The following is a 15,043-nucleotide window of genomic DNA, read 5'->3' as shown; positions in this document are numbered from 1 at the left end:
CTCGCAACCAGCACACGCCCCCAGCATGGGGGATTGAGAGCCAACTGAAGAAGACTATGATGGGCGCGCCATCCATAACAGGTCATCATCATGACAACAGAGCGCACCGCCCACTCCCAAAGCGAGCCACCGAGTGAAATCCATCGCTGTGACAAATGCCGGGAGCGCACCCGCCATATCGTGGTGCTGGTCGCCCGCGATCACACTCAAGACATCATGCCCAAGGATCCGCGCAAAGCCTTCTGGCAAGCCTTTACTTCCAGCAGCATCACCAACTGGGCGTTTGGTGAAACGTTGGCTTACCAGGCCACCCATGTAAAGCACCTGATCTGCGAGCGCTGTGGCGAGAAGTTTCTGGAGTATTGAGGCCCAGAGAACGGCACACCCCGGACCGTCACAGCGAGATAAAAGAGAAATAAAGATGAAGTTTGTCGAGATGGACCCCAGTCAACTGCCGTTGGCACTGCTGCTGGAGGCCGATCCCGCAGAGCAGCGCATTGCCGCCTATCTGCCCGGCGCCTGGGGCTTTGCCGCCCTGGCGGGCGACGAGGTAGTGGGCGCCTGCGTGGTCGGTCTGGTGGGGGAGCAAACGGCCGAGATCTTCAATATCGCCGTTGCCCCCAACCGCCAGCAGCAAGGCATCGGCTCCGGCCTGCTGCACTTCGTACTGACCAGCCTGGCCGGGAAAGGGGTATGCCGCGTCGAGCTCGGTACCGGCAGCTTCGGCCACCAGCTCACCTACTACCAGCGCCACGGCTTTCGCGTCGATGCCGTCGTAAAGGATCACTTCCTTATCCACTACCCGGAGCCCATCATGGAGTACGGCATCCAGCACAAAGACATGCTGCGACTCTACCTTGAACTGGGCTAGGCTATCCCCACCCTCAGCAGCCTGTAGCGCCCTGGGGATAAATGGTGGGGGGATCAATTCAGCGTCGCCACATCTCATCGAAAGCAACGAGAGCCATATCGATCGCCATGACACTGGTAAAGGAATGAATGTAGGATGCAGACAAGAAAAGCCAGCCCAGATGAACTGAATGCCATCTTCTGGATGGGCTTTGATGCTTGGGGCAAAGGACTATCACCGACTGAATATCTGGCGAGCTGCCACGCCAGTCAAAAATACCGCTCCGGTGTGTGGTATGTCCTTGTTGTGGGCAATCAGCCTGTCTCTTCCCTTATCGTCTATCGGGACCGATTTGGCCTTGGTCAAGGCTGTTTTGGCATAGGTTCACTGGCAACGATACCTGCGATGAGGGAGCAAGGATTTGGCACCCATCTGCTGCGTGGGGTGACAGGCATGCTGCTGGATAGTCCCGATGCCGTCGCCACCTTCCTCCATGCAGATATCGACCATCACTTCTACGAGAGGCTGGGGTATAGGCGCATTCCGGGGGGTAATTGCATGTATTTCTCTCAGAGGCGGCCACGCTATGTCGGCGAACCGCCAACCTACTTTTAATCCACTCTCAGCGTCATCACCTCTACTTTCCAGCCTCCAGATATCTGTTCCAGAAAAGAGCACTCAAAGATGAAACGAATTCTGATTATTGGCAACTCGGGATCGAGCAAGAGCTGGTTGGCGGCTAGATTGGCTGAGGGGCTAACTATCCACGAGGTCAATCTGGACACTATTGTCTGGCAGCCGGGCGGGTTTAACCAAAAACGGCCCCAGCATGAGATTGACCAAGCCATTCAAACACTTTTTCAAGAGCCCTCATGGGTGGTAGAAGGGATATTTGGTGCCCTGGCCGAGCAACTGCTTGATGCCGCCGATACCCTGCTCTTTCTGGATCTCGACTGGTCTGTATGCCGTGATTCGCTACTATCGCGCGGATCACAAAGTGCCAGGCAACGGGATGCAGTGGCAACCGAAAAGAACTTTCAACAACTGCTGGTGTGGGCATCGGAATATGGGCAGCGAGCCGGCAAAAGCTCCCGCCGATTCCATCGCGAGCTGTTTGATCGATTCCCAAACGCCAAGCACCGTTTCACGACTCGGACAGAAGTAAATAGCTATCTCACTCAACTGACCACTCATAGCTAACGGGGTAGAGGATGACGCAACAAGAGCTGGCAAAGATGGGGAGTGCCTCCGTAAATATCCAGTTGCTGGATGGCAAGCCCTGCATCAGAAAAAGCGGTGCATCAGCGGTCGAGCGTCATTTCTACCAATGCGCCGCCCCGCATTTGAGCGGGCTCAACACACCTGCCCTTCTCAGGGTCGAGGGGGAGATCCTGTTCCTTGAGCAGATCCCTCATCCGGTCACGCTCACGCAACTGCACCACAACGAACAGACCTTTGCTCAGCTGGCCAGCCTGCACAACACCAACTATCAGCCCGACTTTGCGGTGAAAAATCACGGCTGGTCACTCACCGACATCGACGAGGCGCTCTCTGTACTCTGCCTACCGGAAGCGGCCAACGAGAAGATCCGCCATATCCAGCAAGTTGGCCACGAACTATTCGAGGAACAGTGCCTGATCTCGGGGGATAGTAATGAGGGCAACTGGGGTACCCGCGACAATGGTGAGCTGGTGTTGTTTGACTGGGAGCGATTTGGTTATGGCAGCCCGGCCATCGATTTAGCTCCGCTGGTGCCGCGGATGGGTTCACTGGCGGAGTATGAAGCCATCATTGAACGCTATCTTTGCCACAGTTCGCTTCTCTCAGGTAACCGGTTGCTGCGCCATCTCGTCATGGCCAAGTGCTGGCTGATTATTGAGGTCACCAATCTGCTGACCAGAAGGGAGAAGCCGCAGGCACAGCAATATCTGGAGTGGTATCGGCAACAAGTTCCCCACTGGCTGGAATCGGTTGCACATATTGTGTAATTCGTAGGTTCAAGTAGCGGAGCGTATTTGGACATTCGCGTAATCAACATCAACTCAGTAGGGTGCAATAAGCGCAGCGCATTGCACCTCTATCTTTCCTGCAATCCCCTCTCCTACCTCCACCCTGCCTACCCAAACAAGCGGTGCAATTCACTTCGTTCATTGCACCCTACGGGGCCAATGCCTGTGGTTTCACCCGTGCGTTATGGTGGGCTGTCTGGCTCCCATGGCTCAACCCACTTCTCCACCTTTCCCCTCGCCTGTCTCCCCTTATCAAGCGCCCCGTCACCGCCATTTATGTGCGACAGCTCACACCCCGCCCGCTCTTTTCACCTCACAAATTTACAGTTTTGCACCGATTCTTGGCCGGATAATATCACTCTCCATCATAAAAGCATGTTGAAAGAATCATCACCAAGATACTGATTTTAAAAAATAAAAAATAACTTATCGATTCAATCCAGACCCATTTTGTCAGCTGGTCTGCTGTGCGATCGGGGTCACACTCGAGGTGGTTGAGCACAAAAATCCAGTATTTCGCAGTTTTGTCCGATAGGTGCGCGGCCTAGCGGGCGGGATAATAGTGGGGTCACTTTTGTCTGCATCTCCTGGGCGCTAGCCCAGGAAAAGATGCCAACAGGCTCCGGCCAGGAGCAGGGAGAACGCCATGATCACCACCCTTATCAACGAGCAGCTGATCGCACTCGATTTAAAGGCCACGCGCAAGGAGGAGGTCTTCACCGAGATGACCCGCCTGCTCGCGGCGCAAGGCAAGGTCAGCGACGAGCAGCAGTTCATCAAGGACCTGTGGGCCCGGGAAGAGCTGGACAACACCGGCTTTGAAGAGGGCGTCGCCCTGCCCCATGCCAAGAGTGCGGCAGTAAGCACCCCGGCGGTAGCCATCGGCATCAGCCGCGCCGGTATCGAGTACGGCGCTGAGGATGGCAAGCCGTCCCGGCTGTTCTTCATGATCGCCTCCCCGGCCGGTGGCGCCAACCACCATATCGAGGTGCTGGCCGAGCTCTCCGCCAAGCTGATTGAAGAGGGCTTTATCGATGCCCTGCTGGCAGCCAAGACGTCTACCGATGCGCTGGCGCTGCTGCTCGAGAAGAAAGAGCCGCAAGTGGCCGCCCCGGCCGCCGACAAGGGGCTGATCATCGGCGTCACCGGCTGCCCGGCCGGCATCGCCCACACCTATCTGGCGGCAGAATCCCTGGAGCGCGCCGCCAAGGAGCTGGGCTTTGAGGTGAAGGTGGAGACCAACGGCTCCATCGGCGTCAAGAACAGCCCGACTGCGGCCGAGATCGCCCGCGCCAGCGCCATCGTGGTGGCCTGCGACAAGCAGGTGGACATGGCCCGCTTCAACGGCAAGCCGCTCATCAAAACCGGCGTGAAGGCCCCCATCAAGGATGGCAAGGGTCTGATCGAGCAGGCGCTGAAGGCCCCCGCCTATGTGGCGGACAAGGATGAGCGCAAGAGCGAGGAGAAGAGCTCAGGCGGCAGCTCGGATCTCTACCGTTATCTGATGAACGGCGTCTCCCACATGATCCCGTTTGTGGTCACGGGGGGTCTGCTGATCGCCCTGGCTCTGGCCATCGGCGGTGATCCAACCCCGAGCGGCATGCAGATCCCGGCAGGGAGCATGTGGAACCAGATCCTCAACGTGGGCGTCGCCGCCTTCACCCTGATGATCCCCATTCTGGCGGGCTACATCGCCTACGCCATCGGTGACAGACCGGCACTGGCACCGGGCTTCATCGGCGGCTGGATCGCCAACAACGGCAGCTTCTACGGCGCCGACGCCGGTACTGGCTTTATCGGTGCCATCATCGCGGGTCTGTTGGTCGGTTATCTGGTGCGCTGGATTGCGACCCGCCACTACCACAAGATGGTGCAGCCGCTGGTGCCGATCCTGATCGCCCCCATCGTCGGGTCGCTCTTTATCGCTGCGGTCTTCATCTTCATCATCGGCGCCCCCATTGCCGACATGATGACGGGTCTGAACGCCATGCTGCTCTCCATGAGCGGCGGTAGCCTGGTGCTGCTGGGGATCGTGCTGGGGGGCATGGCCGGCTTTGACATGGGTGGCCCGGTCAACAAGGTGGCCTTCCTCTTCTCGGTAGGCATGATCGCCTCCGGCCAGACCCAGTTCATGGGTGCCATGGCCTGCGCCATCCCGGCCGCGCCGCTCGGCATGTCACTGGCTACCGTGCTCGGTCGCAAGCTCGGCATCTTCGACGCCACCGAAATTGAAGCGGGCAAAGCCGCCGGTGCCATGGGTCTGGTGGGGATCTCCGAGGGTGCCATTCCGTTTGCCGCCCGTGATCCGCTCGCAGTCATCCCGGCCAACGTGCTGGGCAGCATGACCGCCGCCGTGATGGCCTTCCTGTTTGGCATCACCAACAGCGTCGCCCACGGTGGCCCCATCGTGGCCCTGCTTGGCGCCGTCAACAAGCCGCTGCTGGCCCTGCTCTGCATGATCTGCGGCGCCATCGTCACCGGCGTGGTGGCGGTTGCCCTGAAAAAACTGCGGGTCAAGAAGAGTGACGAGGTGACGCTGGCCAAGGCCGCCTGATCCCTGCCCAACCAAGCCATCCCCCGCGGGGTGGTGACCAAACCGGACGAGGCCACCTGCGGGTGGCCTCGTCTTTTGTCGGGTTCGAGAGAGCCCATTCACCTCTGCTGTACGACGCCGGCTTGTGATCCTCTTCACGCTTCGCGGCCGGATCCCGCCAAACTAGGAAATTTTCCTACCCCCCCTAGGGATGGCTCTCACGCCATTTGCAGCGCGCCTCATTAAAGTCACGCTACCTGATGTCGTTACCCGACCCGCGCCATGGCGCAAGGGACGGGCATGGGTTCAATCGACAGGGGCTCGCCGTGCACCGCGCCCGCTTCCTGTTGTTCTTTCCGTGGCGTGACCTCCAACTCCAATCAAAAAGTGAGGAACGCGGCGGAAACAGCGTCTATCTCGCAGAGGATGAACGAAGATGTTTAAACTGCTCGAACAGGTTCGGGTCCCCACCCTGAACCTGCCGGTCGAAGCCCGGCGCAAGCTCTGGTTCAAACCGTTTATGCAATCCTATCTGGTTGTGTTCATCGGTTACCTGACCATGTATCTGATCCGCAAGAACTTCAACATTGCGCAGAACGACATGATCCAGGAGTACGGTCTCTCCATGACCGAGCTCGGCATGATCGGCCTTGGCTTCTCCATCACCTACGGGGTGGGCAAGACCATCGTCTCCTACTATGCCGATGGCAAGAACACCAAGCAGTTCCTGCCGCTGATGCTGATCCTCTCCTCCCTCTGCATGCTGGGCTTCAGTGCCAGCATGGGTGGCACCGGTTTCAGCCTCTACCTGATGATCTTCTTCTACGCGGCCAGCGGTTTCTTCCAGAGCTGTGGCGGCTCCTGCAGCTACTCCACCATCACCAAGTGGACGCCCCGCAACAAGCGCGGCACCTACCTGGGCATGTGGAACCTCTCCCACAACGTGGGCGGGGCCGGTGCGGCCGGGGTGGCGCTGTTCGGTGCCAACTACCTGTTCGATGGCAACGTGCTCGGCATGTTCATCTTCCCCTCCATCATCGCGCTGATCGTCGGCTTTATCGGCCTGCGCTTTGGTAGCGATTCGCCGGAAGCCTATGGTCTGGGCAAGGTGGAAGAGCTGTTTGACGAAGTGGCCAGCGAAGAAGATATCGCCACCGAAGAGCAGCAACTGACCAAGTGGCAGATCTTCGTCAAGTACGTGCTGATGAACAAGGTGATCTGGCTGCTCTGCTTTGCCAACATCTTCCTCTACGTGGTGCGTATCGGTATCGACCAGTGGTCCACCGTCTATGCCCACCAGGAGCTCGGCTTCTCCAAGGAAATCGCCATCCAGGGCTTTACCTTCTTCGAAGTGGGCGCTCTGGTCGGTACCCTGATGTGGGGTTACCTCTCTGACCTGGCCAACGGTCGCCGTGGTCTGGTGGCCTGCGTGGCGCTGGCGCTGATCATCGCCACCCTGGGGCTCTACCAACACGCCACCACCCAGTTCATGTTCCTGGGCTCCCTGTTCCTGCTGGGCTTCCTGGTGTTCGGTCCGCAGCTGCTGATCGGCGTGGCCGCCGTGGGCTTCGTACCCAAGCAGGGCATCAGCGTGGCCGATGGCGTCAAGGGCACTTTCGCCTACCTCATCGGTGACAGCTTCGCCAAACTGGGTCTGGGCATGATTGCCGACGGCACCCCCATCTTCGGCCTGACCGGCTGGACCGGCACCTTCGCGGCACTGGACATGGCCGCCGCCGCCTGTCTGGTGCTGATGGCCTGCGTCGCGGTCGCCGAAGAGCGCAAAATCCGCCGCATCAAACGTGAACTGAAAGCAGCCACCCTGGCGACCCAGTCCGTCTGAGCCCAGGCATCAGCCCAAGCAGACCGGGCAGTCACTGCCCGGCAGTACGGTTTCACTCCGTAGCGTGCATTCGGCCCGCCCTCTGGCGGGCCGTTTTTTATCCCCTCTTTTCCCCACTTGTCCCTTTTGGGGCCACAAAAGCGCTCACCTCTTGCCCATCCCTTCAGCAGAGCGCAGTCGGGATCCCATTTTTGCCTCCGCCCCTTTGGCAAGGCCGCCCCTTGGCGCTATCTTGTTGCCCCACCCGAATTTGCCGTGAGAGCCCATGAAGATCCTCGCCGTCACTGCCTGCCCCACCGGCATCGCCCACACCTACATGGCCGCCGAGGCGCTGCAAAAAGCCGCCGACAAGCTGGGGCTCAAGATCAAGGTCGAGACCCAGGGGGCCATGGGGCTGGAGAACATCCTCACCGCCCGCGACATCGCCGGTGCCGATCTGGTGCTGATCGCCTCCGATATCGAGATTGAGCAGAAGGATCGCTTCCTCGGCTGCCCCATTCACCAGGTGGCGCTGGAGGCGGTGCTGCTCGATGCGGTGGCCGTGCTCAAAACCGCCGCCCCCGGCGTCTGAATGCTGATCCGCGAGATCTCCTTTCACTGCCGGCTGGGGCTCACCATCACCCAGGCCAAGCAGTTGAGTCGGCTGGCCGGGCTGTTCAAGTCCCATATCCAGTTCATCAACGTCACCCGCCGTCAGGCGGTGGAGGCGACCAACCAGCTCTCCCTGCTCACCCTGGCCACCCAGCCCGGCGATCTCTGTCTGCTGCTGATCGAGGGGCTGGATGCCGAGCTCGCCCACATGGCCTTCACCTGCTGGTGCGTGGAGCTGGGCCAGCCGCTGGGGCGCCCCGGCAGCGCCGCCCTGGCCGAGCTGCGCCTGGGCCAGGCGCTGCCCGACTATTGCTTCACCCTGGCTCAACTTGGCTATGCCACGGCACCCCTCGACAAGGCCCAGGCACTGGCGGTGCTGGTGGATCTGCTGCCCGCCGCGCTGATAAGCGACAGGCCAGCGCTGGAGCAGGCCATCGCCGCGCGCGAACAGCTGGCCGCCACCATCATCCGGCCCGGGCTCGCCATGCCCCACGTCATCTGCCCCGCCATCCGCCGACCCGCGCTCTCGCTGCTCAGCAGCAGCGAGCCCATCGAGTGGGGCTCCGCACTCGGGCCGGTGCAGACCCTGATTTTACTGGCAGTGCCCACCGGCCTGGCTCCCGAGCAGTTGCGCCCCCTCACCCGGCTGGCCCGCGCACTGATGGACGAGCAGGTGGGCACCGCATTGCTGCACGCGAGCTCCGCCCCCGCCCGTCAGGCTATCGTCATCGACGGCCTGCTCGGCTGAGCGGCTGGCCTCCCGTCCCCGTCGTTCATGCCCGCGACAGCCCCCTGTGGTACACTCGCCCTTCCCCTGTTTTTGGTATGCATGCGATGAAATCAACCCGCCCCCGTCTCTCCCTCTCCGCCCGTCCTGACGCCGAACGTTCGGCCAGCAGACCCGCCGCCACGGCGCGCCCATCCCAACGCCGGGAGGCGCAGCACGCCACGAGAGACAAGGAAGGCGAGCGCAAACCGGCCCCCGCCCCGGCCGATCGCAAGCTGCTGCTCTTGAACAAGCCCTACATGGTGCTCTGTCAGTTCACCGACGAGGCAGGCCGCGAGACCCTCAAGGATTACATCACCGAGCCCGGCATCTATGCCGCGGGCCGGCTCGACCGCGACAGCGAGGGGCTCTTGCTGCTCACCAACGACGGCAAGCTGCAGGCGCGCCTCACCCAGCCGGGAGAGAAGACCCCCAAGACTTACTGGGTGCAGGTGGAAGGCATCCCGAGCGAGGAGAAACTGGCTGCCCTGCGCGCCGGGGTGGAGCTCAACGACGGCATGACCCTGCCCGCCGGGGCGCGCATCATGGATGAGCCTGCGGTGTGGCCGCGTAATCCGCCCATTCGCGAGCGCAAGGAGATCCCCACCTGCTGGCTGGAGATCAAGATAGTGGAGGGGCGCAACCGCCAGGTGCGGCGGATGACCGCCCACATAGGTCACCCCACCTTGCGCCTTATCCGCTACGCCATCGGGGAGTGGACCCTCGACGCGCTGGCACCGGGGGAGAGCCGCGCCCTGCCCGCTCCCGAACTGGCCCCGGCGCCACGGCAATCTGCCACGCAAGGGAAAGCGCGGACATCCGCCAAGCCGCAAGGGACAGGCAGCCACAGCGCACCACGAGCGGCCCGCTCGGTTCGCAGCCCCCAGCATCAGGGCCAAGGGCGGGGCAGCCGTGAGGCCGAGCCGCGCCCCGGCCATCGCAGTGGCGGGCGCGGCACCGCCCGTCGCCCGGCCCGCAGCAAGCCGTCGGAATAACACGCGTAAGCCATTTGGCCAGCGTGCCGTCATCTGAACAGCACTGTTGAAACAAGCGCCCCGCCGGGGCACCGCCAACCAGACAAGGAGTCCCTATGAGCGATCACCCACCGCTGCCCACCCGCCTCACCGTGGCCGCCCTGGTCCACTGGCAGGGCCGCTTCCTGCTGGTGGAAGAGGAGATCAAGGGCCAGCGCCGCTTCAACCAGCCTGCCGGCCATGTGGAGCCGGGGGAAGATCTCATCCAGGCAGCCTGCCGCGAGCTGAAGGAAGAGACCGGGCTCACCGCCGCCCCCACCGGCTGGCTCGGGGTCTATCTCTACAAGCCGGCGGACAGTGAGGCTACCTTTGTGCGCACCGCCGTCATCTTCGACCTTGAAAAGGCGCCGGGTCAGCACCATCCAGAGGATCCTGACGGCGACGTGCTGGCCTGCCACTGGCTCACCCTGGCGGAGATCGCCGAGTGCAAACCGGCCCTGCGCAGCCCCCTGGTGTGGCAGTGCATTCAGGACTATCTGGCTGGCATCAGGCTGCCGCTGTCGGCCCTCAAGGCCTTCATTTAAGAGCCGTTGGAAGCTCTTTTTGACGCGATCGGGCCGAGACAAGAAAAACGATTTCCTGCTGCCGGGTTCCTGATGGGAACGGTGGCATGGATATGTGACCGGGGGCGCGAAATTCTGGTAGAATACGCCCCGTTTAAACGAACTGGTAACTTCGACTAATGACAGACAACAGCCAAATCAAGGTGATCGTCGGCATGTCCGGCGGCGTGGATTCTTCCGTCTCGGCCTACCTGCTCCAGCAGCAGGGCTATCAGGTCGAAGGCTTGTTCATGAAGAACTGGGAAGAAGACGACACGGACGAGTACTGCTCTGCCGCCCAGGATTTGGCTGATGCCAAGGCCGTCTGCGACAAGCTGGGGATGAAACTCCACACCATCAACTTCGCCGCCGAGTACTGGGACAACGTGTTCGAGCACTTCCTCGAAGAGTACAAGGCCGGCCGTACGCCGAACCCCGATATCCTGTGCAACAAGGAGATCAAGTTCAAGGCGTTCCTGGAGTTTGCCGCCGAGGAGCTGGGGGCCACCTACATCGCCACCGGCCACTATGTGCGCCGTGACGACAGCACCGGCCGCCCGCGCCTGCTGCGCGGTCTGGATACCAACAAGGATCAGAGCTACTTCCTCTACACCTTGAGCGAAGCTCAGGTGGGTCAGAGCCTGTTCCCGGTCGGCGACCTGGAAAAGCCGGAGGTGCGCCGCATCGCCGAGCAGCTGGATCTCATCACCGCCAAGAAGAAAGACTCCACCGGCATCTGCTTTATCGGTGAGCGCAAATTCAAGGACTTCCTGGCCAAGTTCCTGCCCGCCCAGCCCGGCCCCATCGAAACCGTCTATGGCAAGGTGATCGGCGAGCATCAGGGGCTGATGTACCACACCCTGGGCCAGCGCAAGGGGCTTGGCATCGGTGGCCGCAAAGATGCCACCGAAGAAGCCTGGTACGTGGTCGACAAAGAGGTGGAGCGCAACACCCTGGTGGTGGCGCAGGGCGAGCATCCCCGTCTCTACTCCGATGGTTTGATTGCCAGCCAGCTGCACTGGGTGGATCGCACCCCGATCCGCGAGCCGCGTCGCTGCAACGTCAAGACCCGCTATCGGCAGGAAGATATCCCCTGCCTGATCCAGCCCATCGACGATGAAACCATCCGGGTCATCTTCGACGAGAAACAGGCTGCGGTCACCCCGGGTCAGTCCGCCGTCTTCTACGACGGGGAAGTGTGTCTGGGCGGCGGCATCATCGAACAACGTTTCAGCCATCCGGTCTAAGGGCTGGGCGCTCACGAGCGTCCGCGCTGTACTCCCTTCTCCCCTCGCGGGAGAAGGGTTGGGGATGAGGGGGTAACCACCCTCACCCTGACCCTCTCCCTGAGGGAGAGGGGACAAAGACAAAACAGCACAAGGCAGCGATACATGATTGGCAACGTCCAGGCCGGCTCATGGCATCGGCCAGTGAATGAACAGAACAGGGCTGTGAAGATATGAGCGACAAATTCCAAGACAGAACCATGGCCTTTGCCGGCATCTGCCAGGCCGCCTATCTGGTGCAGAAGGTGGCCCGTGACGGCAACTGCGACGAGGCAGCCCTGCGCGAGAGCCTCTCCAGCATTCTGGTGACCAACCCGAGCCAGCCGCTCGAGGTGTTCAACAACACCCATCTGGCCATTCGCGACGGCTACCGCGCGCTGGTCGAGCAGCTGGGCGCCGACGGCAGCCAGAAGAATGCCGAGCTGACCCGCTACGTGGTGAGCCTGATCGCGCTGGAGCGCAAGCTGGCCAAGCGCAAGGACATCCTCAACATGCTGGGTGAGCGGATCAGCCAGATTGGCCGCCAGCAACAGCACTTCGATCTGCTCGACGAGCAGATCCTGGCCAACATGGCGAGCATCTACAGCGATCTCATCAGCCCGATCGGCCCCAGAATCCAGGTGGCGGGTACCCCGCTGTTCCTGCAGCAGCCGCTGGTGCAGCACAAGGTGCGCGCCCTGCTGCTGGCCGGCATCCGGGCCTGCGTGCTGTGGCGTCAGCTCGGCGGCAGCCGCACCCAGATCATCTTCGCTCGCAAGAAGATGGTGGAGCTGGCCAAACGTTACTAATCATCGGCTCGCGCGCGGGCCGAGGGACGACAGCAAGGCAAGCAGCCGCACATCCCCCTTGCTGACGACCCGGACTCACGCGCGAGTGGATACGGATCCCCCACACCAATCATCAGGAGTTCACCCCATGGAGCTGTCCGCGCTGACTGCTGTTTCCCCGATTGACGGTCGTTATGGCGACAAGGCCGATGCCCTGCGCCCTATCTTCTCCGAATTCGGCCTGCTGCGTTTTCGCGTCGAAGTCGAGGTGCGCTGGTTGCAAAAACTGGCCAGCCACGCCGGGATCCCGGAAGTCCCTGCCCTGAGCGCGGCCGCCAGTGCCCTGCTCGACGGCATAGTCCAGAGCTTCAACGAGCAGGATGCCGCCCGCATCAAACAGATCGAGCGCACCACCAACCATGATGTGAAAGCGGTGGAGTACTTCCTGAAAGAAAAAGTCGAAGTGAACCCGGAGCTGGCCGCCATCAGCGAGTTCATCCACTTCGCCTGCACCTCGGAAGACATCAACAACAACTCCCACGGCCTGATGCTGAAAACCGCCCGCGAAGAGGTGATCAAGCCTTACTGCGAGAAGCTGATTTCCGAGCTCAAGCGCCTGGCCGTTGAGTACCGCGACATGCCGCTGCTCTCCCGTACCCACGGTCAGCCGGCGACCCCGAGCACCATGGGCAAGGAGATGGCCAACGTCGCCTACCGGCTGGAGCGCCAGTACAAGCAGATCATGGCGGTGGAGATCCTCGGCAAGATCAACGGCGCGGTCGGCAACTACAACGCCCACATCAGCGCCTACCCGGATGTGGACTGGCACCAGTTCTCCGAGGAGTTCGTCACTTCCTTGGGCCTTTCCTGGAACCCCTACACCACCCAGATCGAGCCGCACGACTACATCGCCGAGCTGTTCGACGCCATGGCGCGCTTCAACACCATCCTGATCGACTTCGACCGCGACGTGTGGGGCTACATCTCCCTGGGCCACTTCAAGCAGCGCACCATCGCCGGCGAAATCGGCTCCTCCACCATGCCGCACAAGGTCAACCCCATCGACTTCGAGAACTCCGAAGGCAATCTGGGTCTGGCCAACGCCGTGTTCCAGCATCTGGCCTCCAAGCTCCCCATCTCCCGCTGGCAGCGTGATCTCACCGACTCGACCGTGCTGCGCAACCTGGGGGTGGCGGTGGGCTACTCCCTGATTGCCTATCAGGCGACCCTCAAGGGTATCTCTAAGCTGGAAGCCAACGACGCCGCCATGGCTGCCGATCTGGATGCCAACTGGGAAGTGCTGGCCGAGCCGATCCAGACCGTGATGCGCCGCTACGGCATCGAGAAGCCCTACGAGAAGCTCAAAGAGCTGACCCGTGGCCGCCGCGTCGATGCCGAAGGGATGCGTACCTTTATCGACACCCTGGAGTTGCCGGAAGCGGTCAAAGTCGAGCTGAAGAAGCTGACCCCGGCCAACTACATCGGCGACGCCCAGCGTCTGGTCGATCTGCTGAAATAAGCGGATAAGTAACACCACCGGGGCCCTGTGCATGATCTGCAACAGGGCCCCGGTTATTTTATGTGGCACCCTATACACCCTTTGCAAGAGGTCTTGCCCGAGGCCAGCCACCGCCTCCGGCAAGACCTCTCTTGACCTTTGTCGAACCCTTTGACGAGAAGACCTATGTACCAACTCAATCTGGATATCGCTCACTTCCTCGAGCACTACTGGCAGAAGCGCCCGCTGCTCATCAAGGGCGGCTTCACCGACTTTCAGGATCCCATCAGCCCGGACGAGCTGGCGGGTCTGGCCATGGAAGAGGTGATTGAATCGCGCCTCGTCACCCGCTTCAACAACAAGTGGGAGGCAGCTCACGGCCCCTTCGAATCCTACGATCACCTGGGTGAAGAGAACTGGACCGTGCTGGTGCAGGCCTGCAACCACTGGGCCCCCGAGGTCAACGAGCTGGCGCTGCCGTTCCAGTTCATCCCGGGCTGGCGTTTTGACGACGTGATGGTGAGCTTCTCCACCCCTCACGGCGGGGTCGGTCCCCACATCGACAACTACGACGTGTTCATCACCCAGGGCCAGGGCAAACGCCACTGGCGCGTCGGCGATGCCAAGCCCTTGAACGAGTTCGCAGCCCACGCCGCCCTGCTGCACTGCGAGCCGTTCGAAGCGATCATCGATGTCATCATGGAGCCGGGCGATATCCTCTACATCCCGCCTGGATTCCCCCACGAGGGCTACGCCATCGAGCCCTCCCTGAACTTCTCGGTGGGCTTCCGCGCACCGGATGCCAAGGCGCTTATCTCCTCCTTTGCCGATCACCTGATCGACAACGAGGTGCGCACCGAGCGTTACGGCGATGCCGATCTCAAGCCCCGCGCTCGCCACGGCGAGATCCAGCCCCACGAGCTGCACCGTCTGCGCGAGCTGATGCAGCAAGCCCTCGATGACGAGAGCCTGTTCAAGGAGTGGTTCGGCACCATGATCTCCGAGGCCAAGCACGATCTGGACGTCAATCCGGTCGAGCCAGACTACAGCGCCGAGGAAGTGGCCGACCTGCTGACCCAGGGCGAGCCCGCCATCAAGGTGCCGGGTCTGCGCACCGTCTGGTTCAGCGGCGAGAGCCAGCAGTGCTATATCGATGGCGAAGCCTGGACCCTGCCAAGCGAAGATGCGGCAGCAATTTCGCTCTTATGCGACAAGGACATGGTCACCCAGGCCGACATGGTGGAGCTTGCCGATCAGGCCGGCTTCCTGCAGCTACTCACCCGGCTGGTCAACCGCGGCTACTGGTTCTTCAGCTGAGCTGACG

At 61.5% G+C, this 15,043-nt stretch carries 15 protein-coding genes; all 15 read left to right on the top strand.

The features are described 5' to 3' along the window. The first annotated feature begins 90 nt into the window (after nucleotides 1–90). The 15 genes from OKC29_RS06300 (at nucleotide 91) to OKC29_RS06230 (ending at nucleotide 15,036) form a co-directional block, all read left to right on the top strand. Nucleotides 91–366: a hypothetical protein gene (locus tag OKC29_RS06300; protein ID WP_011705324.1), complete on the top strand. Its 276-nt coding sequence runs from the start codon at nucleotides 91–93 to the stop codon at nucleotides 364–366. A gap of 55 nt (nucleotides 367–421) precedes the next feature. Then, the gene (locus OKC29_RS06295; protein WP_073349526.1) at nucleotides 422–871 is read left to right on the top strand and encodes a GNAT family N-acetyltransferase; all 450 of its coding nucleotides are present in this window, start codon (nucleotides 422–424) and stop codon (nucleotides 869–871) included. A gap of 135 nt (nucleotides 872–1,006) precedes the next feature. Then, nucleotides 1,007–1,465: a GNAT family N-acetyltransferase gene (locus OKC29_RS06290; protein WP_073349524.1), complete on the top strand. Its 459-nt coding sequence runs from the start codon at nucleotides 1,007–1,009 to the stop codon at nucleotides 1,463–1,465. A gap of 69 nt (nucleotides 1,466–1,534) precedes the next feature. Continuing rightward, nucleotides 1,535–2,050, top strand: a complete 516-nt coding sequence (locus tag OKC29_RS06285; RefSeq protein WP_073349522.1) for an AAA family ATPase — start codon at nucleotides 1,535–1,537, stop codon at nucleotides 2,048–2,050. A gap of 11 nt (nucleotides 2,051–2,061) precedes the next feature. After that, a complete protein-coding gene (locus tag OKC29_RS06280) occupies nucleotides 2,062–2,838 on the top strand; it encodes a phosphotransferase family protein (RefSeq protein WP_073349520.1) in 777 nt (258 codons plus the stop codon). A 667-nt stretch (nucleotides 2,839–3,505) separates the two neighbouring features. Beyond that, a complete protein-coding gene (locus OKC29_RS06275) occupies nucleotides 3,506–5,413 on the top strand; it encodes a PTS fructose transporter subunit IIABC (RefSeq protein ID WP_073349519.1) in 1,908 nt (635 codons plus the stop codon). A 415-nt stretch (nucleotides 5,414–5,828) separates the two neighbouring features. Then, nucleotides 5,829–7,235, top strand: coding sequence for a hexose-6-phosphate:phosphate antiporter (uhpT, locus tag OKC29_RS06270; RefSeq protein ID WP_043124246.1), 1,407 nt, complete (start codon nucleotides 5,829–5,831; stop codon nucleotides 7,233–7,235). A gap of 265 nt (nucleotides 7,236–7,500) precedes the next feature. Continuing rightward, the gene (locus OKC29_RS06265; RefSeq protein ID WP_017409976.1) at nucleotides 7,501–7,806 is read left to right on the top strand and encodes a PTS fructose transporter subunit IIB; all 306 of its coding nucleotides are present in this window, start codon (nucleotides 7,501–7,503) and stop codon (nucleotides 7,804–7,806) included. After that, the gene (locus tag OKC29_RS06260) at nucleotides 7,807–8,574 is read left to right on the top strand and encodes a PTS sugar transporter subunit IIA (protein WP_073349517.1); all 768 of its coding nucleotides are present in this window, start codon (nucleotides 7,807–7,809) and stop codon (nucleotides 8,572–8,574) included. Between the two features lie 77 nt (nucleotides 8,575–8,651). Beyond that, nucleotides 8,652–9,587 carry a 23S rRNA pseudouridine(2457) synthase RluE gene (gene rluE / locus OKC29_RS06255; RefSeq protein ID WP_073349515.1) on the top strand — a complete coding sequence of 312 codons (936 nt, stop codon included), beginning with the start codon at nucleotides 8,652–8,654 and terminating at the stop codon, nucleotides 9,585–9,587. Between the two features lie 95 nt (nucleotides 9,588–9,682). Beyond that, the gene (locus tag OKC29_RS06250) at nucleotides 9,683–10,150 is read left to right on the top strand and encodes an NUDIX hydrolase (RefSeq protein WP_073349513.1); all 468 of its coding nucleotides are present in this window, start codon (nucleotides 9,683–9,685) and stop codon (nucleotides 10,148–10,150) included. Between the two features lie 158 nt (nucleotides 10,151–10,308). Beyond that, entirely contained in the window at nucleotides 10,309–11,415 is a 1,107-nt protein-coding gene (gene mnmA, locus OKC29_RS06245) for a tRNA 2-thiouridine(34) synthase MnmA (protein WP_073349511.1), read from the top strand. Between the two features lie 212 nt (nucleotides 11,416–11,627). Next, the gene (hflD, locus tag OKC29_RS06240) at nucleotides 11,628–12,242 is read left to right on the top strand and encodes a high frequency lysogenization protein HflD (RefSeq protein ID WP_073349509.1); all 615 of its coding nucleotides are present in this window, start codon (nucleotides 11,628–11,630) and stop codon (nucleotides 12,240–12,242) included. 127 nt (nucleotides 12,243–12,369) lie between these two features. Next, on the top strand, nucleotides 12,370–13,740 hold the full coding sequence (gene purB / locus OKC29_RS06235) for an adenylosuccinate lyase (protein WP_029303561.1): 1,371 nt from the start codon (nucleotides 12,370–12,372) through the stop codon (nucleotides 13,738–13,740). A gap of 165 nt (nucleotides 13,741–13,905) precedes the next feature. Continuing rightward, entirely contained in the window at nucleotides 13,906–15,036 is a 1,131-nt protein-coding gene (locus tag OKC29_RS06230; protein WP_073349507.1) for a ribosomal protein uL16 3-hydroxylase, read from the top strand. Nucleotides 15,037–15,043: the final 7 nt, after the last annotated feature.

Origin of the sequence: Aeromonas sp. QDB34, assembly GCF_027705405.1 — a bacterium.
GTDB lineage: Bacteria > Pseudomonadota > Gammaproteobacteria > Enterobacterales > Aeromonadaceae > Aeromonas > Aeromonas hydrophila.
The sequence above is the reverse complement of the archived record's forward strand: the minus strand, read 5'-3'. Positions and strand labels throughout refer to the sequence as shown.